Below are 17,675 nucleotides of genomic sequence, written 5' to 3'. Positions count from 1 at the left end.
AAGCCCCACAGGCAGCAAAAAAGGCCGCGCAGCGAACTGCGCGGCTAAGCAGGGACCGGTGCATGCAGCCATCTTCGGCGGCGGCGCGGCCAGGCGGCTTGCGCAAGATCAATCGGGCCCCACGGGGCGCTGCCTAAGCTGCCTGCGCAGGCAACAAGGAGTAGCCCATGCCCCGGATGATGAAAGCCGCCGTGTTCGTGGAGCCCGGCCGCATCGTGATCGACGACAAGCCGGTGCCCGAGATCGGCCCGCTGGATGCGCTGCTGCGCATCACCACCACCACCATCTGCGGCACCGATGTGCACATCCTCAAGGGCGAGTACCCGGTGGCGCGCGGACTGACCGTCGGCCATGAGCCGGTGGGTGTGATCGAGCAGCTGGGCTCCGCGGTGCGCGGCTACCGCGAGGGCCAGCGCGTGATCGCCGGCGCCATCACGCCCAGCGGCTGGAGCAATGCCTGCCTGTGCGGCTGCGGCTCGCAGGACGGCGCCGGCACCGAGCACGGCTGGAAGCCGCTGGGCGGCTGGCGCTTCGGCAACACCATCGACGGCGCGCAGGCCGAGTACCTGCTGGTGCCCGACGCCATGGCCAACCTGGCGCCGGTGCCCGATGCCCTCACCGACGAGCAGGTGCTGATGTGCCCCGACATCATGTCCACCGGCTTTTCCGGCGCCGAGAGCGCAGGCATCCGCATCGGCGACACGGTGGCGGTGTTCGCGCAGGGCCCGATCGGCCTGTGCGCCACGCTGGGCGCCAAGCTCAGCGGCGCCACGCTGGTGATCGGCGTGGACCGCCTGCCGGCCCGGCTGGAGATGGCCCGCCGCATGGGCGCCGACGTGGTGGTGGACGCCAGCCGGGTGGACGTGGTCGACGAGATCCTGAAGATCACCGGTGGCCGCGGCGTGGATGCGTCGATCGAGGCACTGGGCACGCAGGCCACCTTCGAGGCCGCGCTGCGGGTGCTGCGCCCGGGCGGCACGCTGTCCAGCCTGGGCGTGTACGCCACCGACCTGAAGATCCCGCTGGGCGCCTTCGCGGCCGGCCTGGGCGACCACAGGATCGTCACCACCCTGTGCCCCGGCGGCAAGGAGCGCATGCGCCGGCTGATGTCGGCCATCGAATCCGGCCGGGCCGACCTGGGTGCGCTGGTGACGCACCGCTTCCAGCTGGAGGAGATCGAGGCAGCCTACGAGCTGTTCTCGCACCAGCGCGACGGCGTGCTGAAGGTGGCGCTCACGCCCTGAGGCCCGCCGCATCCGGGCTGCAGGGGCGGCTCCTACAATCCGCGCGCCCTGCCCGCACCCCTCAGGAAACCCGATGCGCCGACACTTCTTGCACGCCCTGGCCGCCACGCTGGCGCTGTGTTCCACCTCCGCATTGCAGGCCCATGAGGTGAAGGCCGGCGACATCGTCGTGCTGCATCCGTATGCCCTGCCCAGCCTGAAGGGCGCGCCTAACGGCATCGGCTTCATCGACCTGAAGAACACCGGCCGCCAGCCCGACCGGCTGCTCAAGGCCGCATCGCCCGCCGTCGGCCGGGTGGAGCTGCACGAGATGAAGATGCAGGGCGACGTGATGCAGATGCGCGAGCTGGACGGCATCGCCATCGCGCCCGGTGCCACGGTGCGCATGGCCCCGGGCGGCCTGCACATGATGCTGATGCAGCTGGCCAGGCCCCTGTCCGCCGGCGACAAGCTGCCCATCACCCTGACCTTTGAGCGGGCCGGCACGGTGAACACCGAGCTGTGGGTGCAGCCGCGCGACGAAGGCGCCAAGGCGATGGACGCGCACCACCACAAGCATTGAGGCCGCCGCCATGAGCATGCCCCGCCCGCTGTTCCGCGGCTTCACCTCGCAGGCCGAGATCGACGCGCAGTACAACGCCTCGGCCGCGGTGGCCGACGCCGCGGCCGAAGCGCGCCACTATGTGGAGCGCAGCGCAATGGCCCGCGCCACCCTGCCCTGCACGCTGGACCTGCCCTTCGGCGCCACGCTGGCCGAAACGCTGGACATCTTTCCGGCGGCGCAGCCCGGTGCGCCGGTGTTCGTCTTCATCCACGGCGGCTACTGGCGCAGCCTGTCGTCCAAGGAATTCAGCTGCGTGGCGCTGGGCCTGCGGCAGCGCGGCATCACCACCGTGGTGCCCAACTACGCGCTGTGCCCCTACGTCAGCCTCGACGAGATCGTGCGGCAGACGCGTGCCGCGCTGGCCTGGGTGCTGCGCCACATCGGCCCGCATGGCGGCGATGCGCGGCGCGTGGCCATCGGCGGTCATTCGGCCGGCGGCCACCTCACCGCGATGGCGCTGCAGACCCGCTGGCAGGAGGACTACGGCCTGCCGGCCGATCCCTTTGCCGCGGCGGTGCTGGTCAGCGGCCTGTACGAGCTGGAGCCGCTGCGCTACAGCTACCTGCAGCCGATGATCCAGCTGGACGACGGCATCATCCGCCGCAACTCGCCGGCCTTCGGCGTGCGGCCTTGCGCCACGCCGGCGCTCATCACCTGGGGCGGCGACGAATCGGCCGAGTTCGAGCGGCAGTCCACCTCGTACCACGCGGCCTGGCAGGCCGCGGGCAATGCGGCCGAGCTGATGCCGCAGCCCGGCCGCCATCACTTCGACGCCATCCACGGCTTCGAGGATGCCGACAGCCCGCTGTGCCGCTGGGTCGCGCAGCACCTGGGCGTGGCCTGAAACCTGCACTGCCCGCCGCTGCAGAGGAACTCCCATGACCGCACCATCCCACACCCCCGCGCCGCTGGCCGAGACCGAACGCATCGTGCAGGAGGAAGGCGCGCAGCTCGACTTCAGCCGCGACATGAGCTACGGCGACTATCTGCACCTGGACGAGGTGCTGAGCGCCCAGCATCCGCTGTCGCCCGCGCATGACGAGATGCTGTTCATCGTGCAGCACCAGACCAGCGAGCTGTGGATGAAGCTGATGCTGCACGAGCTGGGCGCGGCCATGCAGTGCGTGGCCGAGGAGCGCATGGCGCCGGCCTTCAAAATGCTGGCGCGTGTCAGCCGCATCATGGAGCAATTGGTGAGCGCCTGGACGGTGCTGTCCACCATGACGCCGCCCGAATACACCGCCATGCGGCCTTACCTGGCCAGGAGCAGCGGCTTCCAGAGCGCGCAGTACCGCTGCATCGAGTTCAAGCTCGGCAACAAGAACCCCGCCATGCTCAAGCCGCACGAGCACCGGCCCGACCTGCTGGCGATGGTGGACAGCGCCTGGCGCGCGCCTTCGCTGTACGACGAGGCGCTGCGCCTGCTGGCCCGCCGTGGCCTGCCGGTGCCGGCCAGCCACCTGGAGCGCGACTGGACCCTGCCTTACGAGCAGAGCGACGAGGTGGAAGCCGCCTGGCTGGAGGTGTACCGCCACCCCGACCGGCACTGGGACCTGTACCAGCTGGGCGAGAAGCTCACCGACCTGGAGGACGCCTTCCGGCTCTGGCGCTTCCGCCACGTCACCACGGTGGAACGGGTGATCGGCTTCAAGCGCGGCACCGGCGGCACCGGCGGCGTGAGCTACCTGCGCAAGATGCTGGACGTGGTGCTGTTCCCCGAGATCTGGCGCTTGCGCACCGACCTGTGAAGCAGGCCCGGCGCCGCGGCCTGTGCCTGCTGCTGGCCGCCCTGGCCGGTGCGCCGGTGCAGGCGGCCACGGAGCACTACCGCGGCCTGTGCGATGCCTCGGCCGCGGTGGCGCTGGACGCCACGCATTTCGTCGTGGCCAACGACGAGGACAACCTGCTGCGCCTGTACACCCGCGGCGAGCCCGAGCCGGCCGGCACGCTGCCGCTGGCGGGCCTGCTCGGCAGCGGCCAGCGGGAGTCGGACATCGAAGGCGCGGCCCGCATCGGCAACCGCATCTACTGGATCGCATCCCATGGCCGCAACAGCAGCGGCAAGAAGCGCGAGGAGCGCCACCGCTTCTTCGCGGTGGAGGCCGAAGACGGCCTGCTGCTGCCCACCGGTGCGGCCTACACGCGCTTGCTGGACGACATGGCCGCCGCGCCCACGCTGCGCCACCTGAAGCTGAAGGACGCCGCCGCCCTGCCGCCCGAAGCGCCGGGCGGCCTGAACATCGAAGGGCTGGCGGCGATGCCCGACGGCGGGCTGCTGGTCGGCTTTCGCAACCCCATCCCCAACGGCCGCGCGCTCGTCGTGCCGCTGCTCAACCCGGCCGAGGTGATCGACCGCGGCCAGCCGGCGCGCTTCGGCGAGCCGCTGCTGCTGCCGCTGCGCAACCGCGGCATCCGCAGCATGGAATGGGCGGCCGGCGCGTACTGGATCGTCGCCGGCCCCACCGCCGACCGCGGCAGCTTCAGCCTCTACCGCTGGAGCGGCCGGCCGGCCGACGCACCGCAGCTGCTCGACAGCACCGCGCTGGCCGACCTGCGGCCAGAGGCCTTGTTCGCCTGGCCCGGCAGTCCGGGCGGCCTGCAGGTGCTGAGCGACGACGGCGGCGTGGAACTGGGCGGCGTGGCCTGCAAGCAGCGGCCGGTGGGGCAGCAGCGGTTCAGGGCGCTGGGGATGGCGCTGCCGCAGGTGCGCTGAGCACCACCACTCAGCTGCTCTCCCGCACCACCAGCTCGAACCCCAGGTCCACCGAGGTCGGGCTCACCGTCTCGCCGCGCATCAGGCGCAGCAGCATCTGCGTGGCCACGGTGCCGATCTCGCTGCGCGGCGTGCGCACGGTGGTCAGCGGCGGGTTGGCCAGGTCGCTGCCGGTCAGGTCGTTGAAGCCGGCGATGGCCACGCGCTTGGGCACCGCGATGCGGTGGCGGGCGGCGGCCAGCAGCGCGCCCTGGGCCAGGTCGTCGTTGCAGAAGAAGATGGCATCCACCGCGGGCTTCTGGGCCATGATCTGCTCGAACATGCGGCTGCCCAGCGCCAGCGACGAGGGCGCGGGATTCAGCCATTCCAGCCGCGCGTCGTACAGCCCGGCGGCCTGCAGCGCGCGGCGCCAGCCGTCCAGCCGCTGCATCACCCGCGGGTCGAGCTGCGCGGCGGCGAAGGCGATGCGGCGCCGGCCGCGCTCCAGCAGGTGGCGGGTGAGCGCCGCGCCGGCATCGGCCTGCGACAGGCCCACGCTGTACTGCCCCGGCGTGTCCGACGTCTCCATCACATGCACGCAGGGAACGCCGCTCTGCTCGATGAGCGCGCGCGTGCGCTCGTGGCGGTCGAAGCCGGTGACGATGAGGCCCGCCGGACGGTGCACCAGCTGCTCGCGCAGCAGCTGCTCCTCCTCGCTGGGGTCGTAGTGCGTGATGCCGATCAGCGTCTGGTAGCCCGCGCGGCGCAGGTGCAGCTGCACCGATTCCAGCAGGTCCACGAACAGCGCATTGGTCAGCAGCGGGATCAGCACCGCCACATGGGTGCTGTGGCGCGAGGCCAGCGCCCGCGCCGCGGGATCGGGCACATAGCCGAGCTTCAGCGCCGCCGCCTGCACCCGGGCCACCAGGTCCGGGGCCACCGCCCGCTCGCCGCGCAGCGCGCGCGAGACGGTGATGGGGCTGACACCGGCGGCCTGCGCCACATCGGCCAGCGTCACGCGGCCGGTGGCTCGGGAACGGGCGGCGGGTGGGGTCATCGGCGGTCTCATCAGGGAAAACACGGTGGGCAACACTTCACCCGGCTGCGTAGGATAGCGCTATCCAATTTCATTGCCTCTCAGGGTCCACCCTGATCCGGCACTCACAACGCAAGGCGGTGGCCCCACTCCATGGCACCGCCTTTTAACGCCCAGGACCGGACAGCGCTATCCAGCCGCCCCGGGCAGACAGGCTGACGACACATGCAGCATTCGATCGTGGTGATGGGCGTGGCCGGTTGCGGCAAGTCCAGCGTCGCCGCCGCGCTGGCGCAGGCCGAAGGCCGGCCGCTGGTGGAAGGCGACAACTTCCACAGCGCCGAGAGCCGCGACAAGATGAGCCGCGGCATCGCCCTCACCGACGCCGACCGCCAGGGCTGGCTGGCCACGCTGGGCACGCAGCTGCAGCAGCCGGGCGGGCCCATCGTGCTCACCTGCTCGGCGCTCAAGCGCAGCTACCGCGACCAGCTTCGGGCCGCCGCCCCCGGCCTGCGGTTTGCCTTCCTGGACATCGGCCGCGACGACTCGCTGCGCCGAGTGGCCCAGCGCGCGGCGTCGCACTTCTTCTCGGCCAGCCTGGTGGACAGCCAGTTCGCCACGCTGGAATCGCCCGTGGGCGAGCCCGGCGTGCTGCGGCTGGACGCGCTGCTGCCCATCCCGCAACTCGTGCAGCAGCTCAGCGCCTGGCTGCACGCCACGGAGCCCACCGCATGACGATTCCCGAGAAGATGGCCGACCCGCAACACGACACGCCGCGGGCCCGGGGCCTCACCCGCTGGATCGAGAACGCGATGGCGCTGTGCCTGGGCGTGATGGCGCTGGCGGTGTTCATCAACGTGGTGCTGCGCTACGGCTTCGGCAGCGGCATCAATGCCAGCGAGGAACTGTCGCGCCTGCTGTTCGTGTGGATGGTGTTCATCGGCGCCACGGCGGCCTACCCGGCCGGCGAGCACATGGCCTTCACCAGCCTGGTGGGCATGCTGCAGCACAAGCCGGCGGTGTTCAAGGCGATGACGCTGCTGATCCGCCTGCTGGTGATCGCGGCCTGCGTGATGCTGGGCTGGGGCGCCTGGCAGCAGGTGGTGGTGGGCATGGACAGCCGCAGCGTGGTGCTGCAGTACCCGGTGATGCTGCTGCCGCTGCCCGCGCTGCTGTGCGCGGTGAGCATCGGCGTGATGGCGCTGATCGAGCTGGTGCGCGGCAGGCCGCTGGACCTCGGCCATTCGGGCGACGTGGAGTAAATGGCGATGTTGAACCTGAGTCCCGAAGGCCTGGCCTTCATCGTCTTCTGCGGCGGCATGCTGCTGCTCATGGGCATCGGCATGAACATGGCCCTGGCCCTGGTGCTCACCGGCGCCGGCATGGCCTGGGTGCTGGGCTTCTGGGACACCCAGCTGCTGGCGCAGAACCTGGTGGGCGGCGTGGACAGCTTCGCGCTGCTGGCGGTGCCCTTCTTCATCCTGGCCGGCGAGCTGATGAATTCCGGCGGCATCAGCCGCCGCATCATCGACATGGCGCAGGCCTGGGTGGGCCACATCCGCGGCGGCCTGGGCTACGTGGCCATCGGCGCCGCGGTGCTGATGGCCAGCATGAGCGGCTCGGCCCTGGCCGACACCGCGGCGCTGGCCACCATCCTGCTGCCGATGATGCGCCGCCAGGGCTACCCGCTGGGTACCTCGGCCGGCCTCATCGCCTCGGGCGGCATCATCGCGCCCATCATCCCGCCGTCGATGCCGTTCGTGATCTATGGCGTGACCACCAACACCTCGATCTCGGCGCTGTTCATCTCGGGCATCGTGCCGGGGCTGTTCATGGGCGCCGGCCTGATCGTCGCCTGGAAGCTGGTCCTGCGCAAGATGACGCTGGCCGAAGGCACCGCGCTGCCGATGCGCGAGCGGCTGCGCGCCACGGCCAAGGCCTTCTGGGCGCTGCTGATGCCCGTCATCATCATCGGCGGCATGAAGAGCGGCGTGTTCACGCCCACCGAGGCCGCCGTGGTGGCCGCCTTCTACGCATTGGCCGTGGCCCTGTTCATCCACCGCGAGATGCACATCGCCGAGATGCGCGGCGTGCTGGTGCGCGCGGCCAAGACCACCGCCATCGTGATGTTCCTGTGCGCCGGCGCGCAGGTGGCCAGCTACATGATCACGCTGGCCGACCTGCCGGGCGTGCTCACCGGCTGGCTGGGCCCGCTGGTGGACAACCCGCGGCTGCTGATGGCGGTGATGATGATCGTGCTGGTGCTGGTGGGCACGGCGCTCGACCTCACGCCCACCATCCTGATCTTCGCGCCGGTGATGCTGCCGATCGCGGTCAAGGCCGGCATCGACCCGGTGTACTTCGGCCTGATGTTCATCCTCAACGGCGCCATCGGCCTGATCACGCCGCCGGTGGGCACGGTGCTCAACGTGGTGGCCGGCGTGGGGCGCATGCCGCTGCACCAGGTCATCCGGGGCGTGAACCCCTTCCTCATCACCTACACGCTGATCCTGGCGCTGTTCGTGGTCTTCCCGCAGATCGTGATCGCGCCGGTGGCGTGGATGCGCTGATCTTCCCTTCCTCGTCCGCCTGTTTGCATTTTTCTAGGAGACAACCATGAACATCATCCGTCGCACCCTGCTGGCCGCCGCCTGCGTGGCCACCCTCGTGCCCGCCATCGCCCAGGCGCAGGACATCAAGCCCCGCCTGATCCGCTTCGGCTACGGCCTGAACGAGCAGAGCAACCAGGGCCGCGCGGCCAAGGTCTTCGCCGACGAGGTGGCCAAGCGCTCGGGCAACAAGATGAAGGTGCGCGCCATCGGCGCCGCCGCCCTGGGCCCGGACACGCAGATGCAGCAGGCGCTGATCGGCGGCGCCCAGGAGATGATGGTGGGCTCCACCGCCACGCTGGTGGGCATCACCAAGGAAATGGCGCTGTGGGACACGCCCTTCCTGTTCAACAACGTGAAGGAGGCCGACGCGGTGCTCGACGGCCCGATCGGCCGCAAGGTGATGGACAAGCTGGAGGACAAGGGCCTGGTGGGCCTGGTGTACTGGGAGAACGGCTTCCGCAACCTGACCAACAGCAAGCGCCCCATCGCCAAGATGGAAGACCTGGGCGGCGTGAAGCTGCGCGTGATGCAGAACAACGTCTACCTGGACAGCTTCAAGCTGCTGGGCGCCAACGCCGTGCCGCTGCCGTTCTCGGAGCTGTTCAGCGCGCTGGAGACCAACACGGTGGACGGCCAGGAGAACCCGTACAACACCATCCTGTCGAGCAAGTTCTACGAGGTGCAGAAGTACCTCAGCATCACCAACCACGTGTACAGCCCGTGGATCGTGCTGGTGAGCAAGAAGTGGTGGGACGGCCTGAGCAAGGACGAGCAGAAGGTGCTGCGCGACGCCGCCGCGGCCAGCCGCGACTTCGAGCGCAAGGACACGCGCGAGGAAGCCGCCAAGGCCCTGGCCGACCTGAAGGCCAAGGGCATGCAGATCAACGAGGTGCCCGCCACCGAGGCCGCCCGCATGCGCGACAAGCTCACCCACGTGAACGCCAGCATCGGCACCACCGTGGGCATGGACCTGTGGAACGAGACCCAGGCCGCGCTGTCCAAGCTGCGCGGCGGCAAGTAAGCCGCGGGCCCCGCCGCGGGGGCCGCTGAAGGGCCGGCAAGGGGGCCGCGAAGGCGGCACCTACAATCGGCCCCCTCATGTCCTCGCGGCTATTGGCTCTGTTCCTTTCGTTCGTGCTGTTGTGGTCCGGTGCCACCGCGCATGAACAGCCGCTGATCGTGGTGCCGGGAGGCACCCCGGCCGCCACCGCGGCCGTGCTGGCGGCGCCCGGCTCCGCCGACCTGGCGGACGGCTCGGTGGCCGACCATCATCTTGACGACCTGCCCGCGCAGGCCCTGGCCGACGCCGCGCTGGACGCGCCCGCGCTGCCGCCCGCCCCGCCCCGCATGCCCGCGCCGGCTGCCATGCCCGCGGCACCGCCGCTGTACCTGCCCGCCGCCTGGTCGCCCTCGCCGCCCGGCAGCCTGCACCGCCCGCCGCGGCAGGCCCCTGCACACCCGCCGGCCACGCGCTGAGCGCCGCCCGGCGGCGGCGGCCCCACGGCCCCGCCCTTGCCCCTGACTCCCTACCCGCTCCCGCACCCCGGCGCCGCCACTGGCGCCCACACCACGCACCATGGAAATCGCCATACTTTTCGCCCTCATCGTGCTCAACGGCCTGTTCGCCATGTCGGAGATCGCGCTGGTCACCGCACGCAAGGCCCGCTTGCAGAAGCTGATCGATGAGGGCGACCAGGCCGCCGTGGCGGCCGTCAAGCTGGGCGAGGACCCGACCCGGTTCCTGTCCACCATCCAGATCGGCATCACCTCCATCGGCGTGCTCAACGGCATCGTGGGCGAGGCCGCGCTGGCCGCGCCGCTGGCCACCTGGCTGGCCGGCATCGGCATGCCGCCGCCCTATGCCGGCTACGTGGCCACCGGGCTGGTGGTGGTGCTGATCACCTACTTCTCCATCGTGGCCGGCGAGCTGGTGCCCAAGCGCATCGGCCAGAGCAGCCCCGAGACGCTGGCCCGGCTGGTGGCCCGGCCGATCCACCTGCTGGCGGTGGCGACCAAGCCCTTCGTGGTGCTGCTGTCGGTGTCCACCCGCAGCCTGCTGAAGCTGCTGGGCGTGAAGGAGACCAGCGGCAGCCCGGTGACGGAGGAGGAGATCCACGCGATGCTGGCCGAAGGCACCACCGCCGGCATCATCGAGACGCAGGAACACGCGATGCTGCGCAACGTGTTCCGGCTGGACGACCGCCAGATCGGCTCGCTGATGGTGCCGCGGGCGGACGTGGTGGTGCTGGACGTGGACCTGCCCTTCGAGGCCAACCTGGCGCGGGTGGAAGAGTCGGACCATGCGCGCTTCCCGGTGGTGCGCGGCGGGCTGGACAACGTGCTGGGCATCGTCAATGCCCGCCAGTGGCTGACGCAGGCCCTGCGCGGCGGCGAGCGCGAGCTGGCCCGCCAGCCGCTGCAGGCGCCGCTGTACGTGCCCGAGACCATCACCGGCATGGAGCTGCTGGACAACTTCCGCCAGTCGGACGTGCAGATGGCCTTCGTCATCGACGAGTACGGCGAGGTGCAGGGCATCACCACGCTGCAGGACCTGATCGAGGCCATCACCGGCGAATTCCGCCCGCGCGACCCCGAGACCTCCTGGGCGGTGCAGCGCGAGGACGGCAGCTGGCTGCTGGACGGCCACATCCCGGTGCCCGAGCTGAAGGACCGGCTGGACCTGGCCGCGGTGCCCGAGGAGGAGCGCGGCCGCTACCACACCCTCAGCGGCATGATGATGCTGCTGTCGGGCCGGCTGCCCAAGGTGGCCGACGTGGTGGACTGGGAAGGCTGGCGTTTCGAGATCGTGGACATGGACGGCAAGACGATCGACAAGGTGCTGGCCAGCCGCCTGGAGGAAGCGCCCGACGATCCGGAAGGCCAGACCGTGGGCTGAAGGCGCGCCCGGCGCCTCAGCCCGGAATGCCGTACCTGCGCAGGCGCTGCGCAATGGCCGAGTGCGAGGTGCCCAGCCGCTCGGCCAGCCGGCGCGTGGAGGGGTACTGCGGCCACAGCCGCTGCAGCAGCGCACGCTCGTAGCGCGAGACCGCGTCGTCCAGGCTGGTGACGCCGTCGTCGTCGGTGGGCGGCGGCGCGGCGGTGGCGGCATCGGCCAGCTCCAGGTCGCCCGCGTCGATCACGGCCGCATCGGTCATGGTCACCGCGCGGAAGATCACGTTCTGCAGCTGCCGCACATTGCCATGCCAGGGGTTGCCCAGCAGCGCCTGGGTGGCTGCGCGGCTCAGGCGTGCCGGCGGCCGGCCGGCCTGGGTGCAGGCCCGCTCCAGGAACACCTGGGCCAGCACCAGGATGTCCTCGGTGCGCTCGCGCAACGGCGGCACGGCCAGCTGCAGCACGTCGATGCGGAACAGCAGGTCCTGCCGGAAGCTGCCGGCGGCCACCATGTCCTCGAGGTGGCGGTGGGTGGCGCTGATCAGCCGCACGTCGGCCCTGATTTCGCGGTCGCCGCCCACGCGGCGGAAGCTGCCGTCGTTGAGGAAGCGCAGCAGCTTGGCCTGCAGGTACAGCGACATCTCGCCGATCTCGTCCAGGAACAGCGTGCCGCCATCGGCCAGCTCCAGGATGCCGGGCCGCCCGCCGCGCAGGCCGCCAGTGAAGGCGCCGGGCGCGTAGCCGAACAGCTCGCTCTCGGCCAGGCTCTCGGGCAGCGCCGCGCAGTTGAGAGCGAAGAAGGGTTGCGCCTGGCGGCGGCTGCCGGCATGGCAGGCATGGGCCACCAGTTCCTTGCCGGTGCCGGTCTCGCCGCGGATCAGCAAGGGTGCATCCACCGAGGCCATGCGCGCCGCCCGCTGCTTGAGCTGGCGGATGGCGGCGGAGCGGCCGAGCAGCGTCTCGAAGCCGCCAGCGCTGTAGTTCTGCAGCGCGCTCAGGCGCTCGCCCAGCCGCTGCGGCGCATGCAGCGTGAGCACCGCGCCGGCCACGCCGCCGCCGGGCTCATGCAGCGCCACCGTCTCCATCAGGAAGGCCTGGCCGCCCACCTGCACTTCGGCCACCGGCAGCTTGTAGCCGTGGTCCACCAGGGATTGCGCCAGCTGCGCGTCGCCGGTGAGCTGCTGCAGCGACAGCCCCTGCAGCGCAGGCAGCTCCAGCCCGCTGGCCTGCGCCGCCGCCGGATTGGCCACCACCACGCTGCCTTGGGCATCCACCGCCAGCACCGGATCGGCCAGCGACGACAGCAGCGCATCCAGGTACAGCCGGCGGCGCGCGCCGGGCAGCATCTGCAGTTCCTGCACCTGCTGCACGCCCGGCACCTCGGCCAGCAGCGCCTTGCGCAGCGCCGGCCAGGCCTTGGCCAGCAGGCCCGGCGCCTCCAGGTAGATGTGCGGCGGATCGACCTCCACCGCCACCACGTCCAGGCCGCGGGCGGCCAGCACCGCCAGGATCTGCTGGGCGATGCCGACGCGGTCGATGAAGGTGATTTTCAGGCGCATCGTGGGTGGAATGAATTCATGACAGTGGAACGATTTCGTGACGCGATCTTACGCTGCGCACACAGGAAATGTATGCGAATCGATACACCCGGCGCAGGCCCAGAGGGCCAAGTGCTTGATGCAGCGGCACTTTCGTCGCTGGCACGGCGCTTGCGCCTGCCCATGGCATGACGCCGGGTGGCCGGCGCAAGAACAAGGTGCGGCGCATGAAGGTCCTGGTCCTCGGAAGCGGTGTCATCGGCGTGTCCATCGCCTACTACCTGGCCAAGTCGGGCCATGAGGTGACGGTGCTGGACCGCCAGCCCGCGCCGGCCCTGGAAACCAGCTTCGCCAATGCCGGCGAGGTGTCGCCCGGTTATTCCGCGCCCTGGGCCGGGCCCGGCGTGCCGCTGAAGGCCATCAAGTGGATGCTGATGCAGCACAGCCCGCTGGTCATCAAGCCGATGCTCGATCCGGCAATGTGGCGCTGGGGCGCCCAGATGCTGCGCAACTGCACCGAGGCGCGCTACCGCGTCAACAAGGCCCGCATGGTGCGGCTGGCCGAATACAGCCGCGACTGCCTGAAGCAGCTGCGCGCCGAGACCGGCATTGCCTACGACGAGCGCACCCAGGGCACGCTGCAGCTGTTCCGTACCCAGAAGCAGCTGGACGGTGCGGACAAGGACGTGGAGATCCTGCGGCAGTACAACGTGCCCTACCAGCTGCTGGACCGCGCCGGCTACCTGCAGCATGAGCCGGCGCTGGCCGAGGTGTCGCACAAGTTCGTCGGGGCGCTGCGGCTGCCGGGCGACGAGACCGGCGACTGCTTCCTCTTCACCCAGCGGCTGGCCGAGATGGCGCGGGGGCTGGGCGTGCGCTTCGAGTTCGGCGCGACCATCCAGCGCATCGAGCAGGCCGGCGGCGCCGTCACCGGCGTGCACACCAGCCGCGGCGCGTTCACCGCCGACCGCTATGTGCTGGCCATGGGCAGCTATTCGCCGCTGATCGCCCGGCCGCTGAGGCTGCGGCTGCCGGTGTATCCGGTCAAGGGCTTCTCGATCACCGTGCCCATCACCGATGCAGCGCTGGCGCCCGAGTCCACCATCATGGACGAGACGCACAAGGTGGCCGTCACGCGGCTGGGCGACCGCATCCGCGTGGGCGGCACCGCGCAGCTCTCGGGCTACAACCTCGACCTGGAAGCCGAACGCCAGCGCACGCTGGAATTCGTGCTGACCGACCTGTTCCCGCGCGGCAGCGACGTGAGCCAGGCCCAGTTCTGGACCGGGCTGCGGCCGATGACGCCCGATGGCACGCCCATCCTCGGCGCCTGCCGGCTGAACAACCTGATGCTGAGCACCGGCCACGGCACGCTGGGCTGGACCATGGCCGCCGGCACCGGCCGCGTGATGGCCGACCTGATCGACGGCAAGCGGCCCGAGATCGACATGGAAGGCATGGGGCTGGACCGCTATGCATGACCGCGCCCGGGTGAATGCCGGCGCCTGGCTCGACATCGACCTGGGCGCCATCGTGCACAACTGGCGGCTGCTCAAGCAGCAGGCCGGCGGCGCGGCCGATTGCGCCGCGGTGGTCAAGGCCGATGCCTACGGCCTGGGCGCGGCCCAGGTGGCGCCGGCGCTGCATGCGGCCGGCTGCCGCCGCTTCTTCGTGGCGCATCTGGACGAAGGCATCGCGCTGCGCCCGCTGCTGGCGGCCGATGCCACGCTGTTCGTGATGCACGGCCTGCCGCCCGGCAGCGAGCCGGAAGCGGTGGCGCACGGCCTGGTGCCGGTGCTCAACAGCCTGCCGCAGATCAACGCCTGGACGGCGCTGGCCCGCCACCTCGGCCGCCGACTGCCGGCCGCCGTGCAGATGGACACCGGCATGGCCCGGCTGGGCCTGGCCACCGACGAGTTCGAGCGCCTGGCCGCCGACCTCACGCGGCTGGAAGGCATCGAGCTGCAACTGGTGATGAGCCACCTGGTGAGTGCGGAGCAGCCCGAGGCGCCAATCAATGCGCTGCAGCTGCAGCGCTTTGCCGCCGCCCGCGCGCGGCTGCCGGCGGCACCGGCCAGCCTGGCCAATTCATCGGGCGTGTTCCTGGGCCCGGCTTTCCACCACGACCTGCTGCGCCCCGGTGCGGCGCTGTACGGCGTGGCGCCAGTGGCCGGACGGCCCACCCCGATGCGGCCTGTGGTGCGGCTGCGCAGCAAGGTCATCCAGCTGCGCCACATCCCGGCCGGCACCGGCGTGGGCTACGGCCATGCCTGGACGGCGCAGCGGCCCAGCCGCATCGCCACGCTGGCCACCGGGTATGCCGACGGCTGGCTGCGCAGCCTGAGCAACCGCGGCACGGTGCGCTTCAACGGCCAGGCGCTGCCGCTGGTGGGCAAGGTGTCGATGGACACGATCACCATCGACGCGACCGACCTGCCCGAAACCGCGCTGCAGGAGGGCACGCCGATCGACCTGCTGGACGAGCAGCTGACGGTGGACCACGTGGCCGCCGCCGCCGGCACCATCGGCTACGAGGTGCTGACCAGCCTGGGCAGCCGGTATGCGCGGCGTCACGTGAGTGCCGCAGAGCCCGCCGGGCCGCACTGACCCTCGGACCTCGGCGTGCTTACGTGCACAGCCTGCGGTGTGTATGGACCGGCGCCACTTCTTCCAGGCGGCGCTGGGCACCCGCCACGGCATCACCACCGAAGACGGCCGGGGCGCCGAGGCCGTGATCGACGAGATCGTCGCGCGCACGCCGTCCGTCATCGCCGAGGTGCAGGGGCAGCTGCAGGCGTAGCTCGCCGAGCGGGTGACCGCCAGCATCTTCGGCGGGCTGGCGGCGGCAGCGCAGCGCATGGGCGCAGGCGCCTGAGCGGCCGTCTCATAGAGCATGGGGAGGCCGGTTCGTGGACGAACCGCTAGCCTGGGCGAACCAACGCTGCGGAGTCCGAACGATGAATCCCTGGAGCCTGATCAAGCTGGCCGACTCGGGCATGAAGGCAGTGGGCATCGGCACCGGTGCGCTCGGCAGCGTGCTGGCCGGCCCGCTGGGGGTCGCCGTCACCGCCACCATGTATCTCAAGCAGTGGGTCGACTCCCAGCAGTCCGAGGTCTTCGAGGCCGTCAAGAAGCGCGAGTCGTGTCCCCACATCGAGATGGTGGAGGGATCGCCACCGACGCCGTCCGCCCTGGCACTGGTCGCCGACCGCGGGGGCGTGGCTTGGCGGCTGGGCAGCGGGTCGCTCTACTTCTGGCATGCCGAAACGCCGTTCCGGCCGAGTGTTTTCTCGGACGCCCTCCTTCCGGGCGTGCGTGGCGTGACACGGGTCACCACACAACGGGAATTCGCCCTGAAGGTGGTGCGCCCGGCCGATGGCTATGGCTGCAGCGCCTGCCGCCGGGCCGTTGCACAGAAGCAGCAATGACCTGCTGTCGCCCTACCACCCCAGCGCCGCCCCGTCGCTGCGCGGGTCGCTGCCGGCCTCGAAGGTGCCGTCGGCGGTCATCACGATGGCGCCGGCATGGCCCATCGTTTCGTCGTAGTCGGCCAGCACGTCCACCTCGTGGCCGGCGGCGCGCAGGGCGGCGATGGTCCCGGGCGGAAAGCGGCTTTCCAGCTTCAGCGATTCGCTCTCCTGCCCCCAGGTGCGGCCCAGCAGCCAGCGCGGCGCGCTGATGGCGGCCTGCGGGTTCATGCCGAAGTGCACCATGCGGCTGAACACCGCGCTCTGCGATTGCGGCTGGCCGTCGCCGCCCATGTTGCCGTAGACGATGGTGCGGCCGTCGTGCAGCCGGGCCAGCGCGGGGTTCAACGTGTGGAAGGGCTTGCGGCCCGGCGTCAGCGGGTTGAGTGCCGCCGGGTCCAGCGAGAAGCTGCAGCCGCGGTTCTGCCAGTTCACGCCCGACTCGGGCAGCACGATGCCGCTGCCGAACTCGTGGTAAATGCTCTGGATGAAGCTCACCGCCACGCCGTCGCGGTCGATCACGCCCATCCACACCGTGTCGCCCGGGCCCTGGCCGCCGGGCCAGCCCCGCACATCGTCGAAGCGGATCCTGGATGCCATGTCGTCCAGCGCGGCCGGCGCCAGCAGCGCCTGCGGATCCACGCTCATCCACGCGGGGTCGGTGATCAGCGTGTCGCGGATGGCGAAGGCCTGCTTGGTAGCCTCCACGCAGGCATGCACGAAGGCCGGGTCGTCATGGGTCATGCGGGCGGCGTCGAACACCCGGTCCAGCTGCCCCAGGATCAGCAGCGACACCAGGCCCTGCGTGGGCGGCGGCATGTTGTAGAGCCTGCCGGCCGAATGGGCCATGGCCAGTGGCTGCTTCCACACCGCCTGGTGCGCCTTCAGGTCCGACAGGGCCACCGGGCTGCCGGCCGCCATCAGGTCGGCCGCCATCAAGCGGGCCAGGTCGCCGCGGTAGAAGTCGTCCAGGCCCACGCGGGCCAGGTGCTCCAGCGTGGCGGCCATGCGCGGCTGCTTCCACAGGCTGCCGGTGGCCGGCGCCTGGCCGTCCACCAGGTAGCTGTCGGCAAAGCCGCTGACCGGTGTGAGCTCCTCGCGCTTGTTGGTGATGCAGGCCGACTGGCTGCGGGTGACGGCGATGCCGTCGCGGGCATGGTGGATCGCGTCGTCCAGCAGGCGCGGCAGCGGCAGCCGGCCGCCCAGCGCGTCCTTCGACCAGGCCAGTGCCGCCTCCCAGCCGGACACCGTGCCGGCCACGGTGTTGGCCGCCAGCCCGCCGCGGAACGGAATGCGCTCGATGCCGTGGCCGCGGTAGGCCTCGATGCTGGCGGCCTGGGCGGCGGCGCCGCAGGCTTCCAGCCCGCGCGGCTCGTCGCCGGGCCGGGCGATGAGCCAGAAGCCATCGCCGCCGATGCTGTTCATGTGCGGATACACCACCGCGATGGTGGCCGCGGCCGCCACCATCGCCTCCACCGCATTGCCGCCTTCGCGCAGCACGCCGATGGCGCTCTGCGCCGCCAGCGAATGCGGCGCCACCGCCATGCCACGGGTGCCGCGGGCCGGGTTGGGAACATGGGTCACTGCAAG

Annotated in this window: 18 protein-coding genes; 15 read left to right on the top strand and 3 right to left on the bottom strand. The window is 70.9% G+C overall.

Annotated features, from left to right (window positions below):
- The first annotated feature begins 167 nt into the window (after nt 1-167).
- From LRS14_RS29175 to LRS14_RS30510, 5 genes are all read left to right on the top strand, one after another.
- On the top strand, nt 168-1,244 hold the full coding sequence (locus LRS14_RS29175) for an NAD(P)-dependent alcohol dehydrogenase (RefSeq protein ID WP_257802082.1): 1,077 nt from the start codon (nt 168-170) through the stop codon (nt 1,242-1,244).
- A 73-nt stretch (nt 1,245-1,317) separates the two neighbouring features.
- Nucleotides 1,318-1,806, top strand: coding sequence for a copper chaperone PCu(A)C (locus LRS14_RS29170; protein WP_046113920.1), 489 nt, complete (start codon nt 1,318-1,320; stop codon nt 1,804-1,806).
- A gap of 10 nt (nt 1,807-1,816) precedes the next feature.
- Nucleotides 1,817-2,692, top strand: coding sequence for an alpha/beta hydrolase (locus LRS14_RS29165; RefSeq protein ID WP_046113921.1), 876 nt, complete (start codon nt 1,817-1,819; stop codon nt 2,690-2,692).
- Nucleotides 2,693-2,726: 34 nt separating this feature from the next.
- Nucleotides 2,727-3,596, top strand: coding sequence for a tryptophan 2,3-dioxygenase (gene kynA, locus LRS14_RS29160; RefSeq protein ID WP_046113922.1), 870 nt, complete (start codon nt 2,727-2,729; stop codon nt 3,594-3,596).
- Entirely contained in the window at nt 3,593-4,561 is a 969-nt protein-coding gene (locus LRS14_RS30510) for a DUF3616 domain-containing protein (protein ID WP_257802081.1), read from the top strand. Before kynA ends, LRS14_RS30510 begins: the two co-directional genes overlap by 4 nt.
- A gap of 10 nt (nt 4,562-4,571) precedes the next feature.
- Here the strand turns inward: LRS14_RS30510 and LRS14_RS29150 are convergent, their stop codons facing one another.
- A complete protein-coding gene (locus LRS14_RS29150; RefSeq protein WP_257802080.1) occupies nt 4,572-5,597 on the bottom strand; it encodes a LacI family DNA-binding transcriptional regulator in 1,026 nt (341 codons plus the stop codon).
- A gap of 204 nt (nt 5,598-5,801) precedes the next feature.
- On the opposite strand from LRS14_RS29150, the gene LRS14_RS29145 reads away from it, so the two are divergent.
- The 6 genes from LRS14_RS29145 to LRS14_RS29120 all read left to right on the top strand — a co-directional run bounded on the left by LRS14_RS29145 (nt 5,802) and on the right by LRS14_RS29120 (nt 11,084).
- Nucleotides 5,802-6,311 (top strand): gluconokinase, encoded by a 510-nt coding sequence (locus tag LRS14_RS29145; RefSeq protein WP_257802079.1) that lies wholly within the window; start codon nt 5,802-5,804, stop codon nt 6,309-6,311.
- A complete protein-coding gene (locus tag LRS14_RS29140) occupies nt 6,308-6,838 on the top strand; it encodes a TRAP transporter small permease (RefSeq protein WP_375136398.1) in 531 nt (176 codons plus the stop codon). The genes LRS14_RS29145 and LRS14_RS29140 overlap by 4 nt, the downstream gene beginning before the upstream one ends.
- A 6-nt stretch (nt 6,839-6,844) precedes the next feature.
- Entirely contained in the window at nt 6,845-8,146 is a 1,302-nt protein-coding gene (locus LRS14_RS29135; protein ID WP_257802078.1) for a TRAP transporter large permease, read from the top strand.
- A gap of 46 nt (nt 8,147-8,192) precedes the next feature.
- The gene (locus LRS14_RS29130; protein WP_046113925.1) at nt 8,193-9,209 is read left to right on the top strand and encodes a TRAP transporter substrate-binding protein; all 1,017 of its coding nucleotides are present in this window, start codon (nt 8,193-8,195) and stop codon (nt 9,207-9,209) included.
- A 77-nt stretch (nt 9,210-9,286) separates the two neighbouring features.
- Nucleotides 9,287-9,664: a hypothetical protein gene (locus LRS14_RS29125; RefSeq protein ID WP_257802077.1), complete on the top strand. Its 378-nt coding sequence runs from the start codon at nt 9,287-9,289 to the stop codon at nt 9,662-9,664.
- A 100-nt stretch (nt 9,665-9,764) separates the two neighbouring features.
- Nucleotides 9,765-11,084 (top strand): hemolysin family protein, encoded by a 1,320-nt coding sequence (locus tag LRS14_RS29120; RefSeq protein WP_046113927.1) that lies wholly within the window; start codon nt 9,765-9,767, stop codon nt 11,082-11,084.
- A 16-nt stretch (nt 11,085-11,100) separates the two neighbouring features.
- On the opposite strand, the gene LRS14_RS29115 is transcribed toward LRS14_RS29120, so the two are convergent.
- Nucleotides 11,101-12,639, bottom strand: coding sequence for a sigma 54-interacting transcriptional regulator (locus LRS14_RS29115; RefSeq protein ID WP_257802076.1), 1,539 nt, complete (start codon nt 12,637-12,639; stop codon nt 11,101-11,103).
- 206 nt (nt 12,640-12,845) lie between these two features.
- On the opposite strand from LRS14_RS29115, the gene LRS14_RS29110 reads away from it, so the two are divergent.
- The 4 genes from LRS14_RS29110 to LRS14_RS29095 all read left to right on the top strand — a co-directional run bounded on the left by LRS14_RS29110 (nt 12,846) and on the right by LRS14_RS29095 (nt 16,046).
- A complete protein-coding gene (locus LRS14_RS29110) occupies nt 12,846-14,099 on the top strand; it encodes a D-amino acid dehydrogenase (RefSeq protein ID WP_257802075.1) in 1,254 nt (417 codons plus the stop codon).
- Nucleotides 14,092-15,225 (top strand): alanine racemase, encoded by a 1,134-nt coding sequence (gene alr / locus LRS14_RS29105; protein WP_257802074.1) that lies wholly within the window; start codon nt 14,092-14,094, stop codon nt 15,223-15,225. Before LRS14_RS29110 ends, alr begins: the two co-directional genes overlap by 8 nt.
- 43 nt (nt 15,226-15,268) lie before the next feature.
- Nucleotides 15,269-15,418 (top strand): hypothetical protein, encoded by a 150-nt coding sequence (locus tag LRS14_RS29100; RefSeq protein ID WP_257802073.1) that lies wholly within the window; start codon nt 15,269-15,271, stop codon nt 15,416-15,418.
- A gap of 157 nt (nt 15,419-15,575) precedes the next feature.
- A complete protein-coding gene (locus LRS14_RS29095; protein WP_257802072.1) occupies nt 15,576-16,046 on the top strand; it encodes a hypothetical protein in 471 nt (156 codons plus the stop codon).
- Nucleotides 16,047-16,058: 12 nt separating this feature from the next.
- On the opposite strand, the gene LRS14_RS29090 is transcribed toward LRS14_RS29095, so the two are convergent.
- Entirely contained in the window at nt 16,059-17,630 is a 1,572-nt protein-coding gene (locus LRS14_RS29090; protein WP_257802248.1) for a gamma-glutamyltransferase family protein, read from the bottom strand.
- Nucleotides 17,631-17,675: the final 45 nt, after the last annotated feature.

It is taken from the genome of Aquincola sp. J276, from assembly GCF_024700035.1.
Taxonomy (GTDB): domain Bacteria; phylum Pseudomonadota; class Gammaproteobacteria; order Burkholderiales; family Burkholderiaceae_C; genus Aquincola; species Aquincola tertiaricarbonis.
Note: the sequence above shows the minus strand (reverse complement) of the source record. Positions and strands in the feature narration are given on the sequence as shown.